The 577-nt window shown below is 52.5% G+C and carries 1 rRNA gene; it reads left to right on the top strand.

The annotated features are described in order from the left end of the window. Nucleotides 1–20 precede the first annotated feature (20 nt). Nucleotides 21–577, top strand: a 16S ribosomal RNA gene (locus TMES_RS22040); the annotation flags it as partial.

Raw genomic sequence — 577 nt, 5'->3', positions numbered from 1 at the left:
AAATGAGCAAGTCAAACATTTCTTCGGAGAGTTTGATCCTGGCTCAGGATGAACGCTGGCGGCGTGCCTAATACATGCAAGTCGAGCGAACTGATTAGAAGCTTGCTTCTATGACGTTAGCGGCGGACGGGTGAGTAACACGTGGGCAACCTGCCTGTAAGACTGGGATAACTTCGGGAAACCGAAGCTAATACCGGATAGGATCTTCTCCTTCATGGGAGATGATTGAAAGATGGTTTCGGCTATCACTTACAGATGGGCCCGCGGTGCATTAGCTAGTTGGTGAGGTAACGGCTCACCAAGGCAACGATGCATAGCCGACCTGAGAGGGTGATCGGCCACACTGGGACTGAGACACGGCCCAGACTCCTACGGGAGGCAGCAGTAGGGAATCTTCCGCAATGGACGAAAGTCTGACGGAGCAACGCCGCGTGAGTGATGAAGGCTTTCGGGTCGTAAAACTCTGTTGTTAGGGAAGAACAAGTACAAGAGTAACTGCTTGTACCTTGACGGTACCTAACCAGAAAGCCACGGCTAACTACGTGCCAGCAGCCGCGGTAATACGTAGGGTGCAAGC

It is taken from the genome of Thalassospira mesophila, from assembly GCF_002115755.1.
Classification (GTDB): Bacteria; Pseudomonadota; Alphaproteobacteria; order Rhodospirillales; family Thalassospiraceae; genus Thalassospira; species Thalassospira mesophila.
This window is presented reverse-complemented; position numbering and strand designations above follow the sequence as displayed.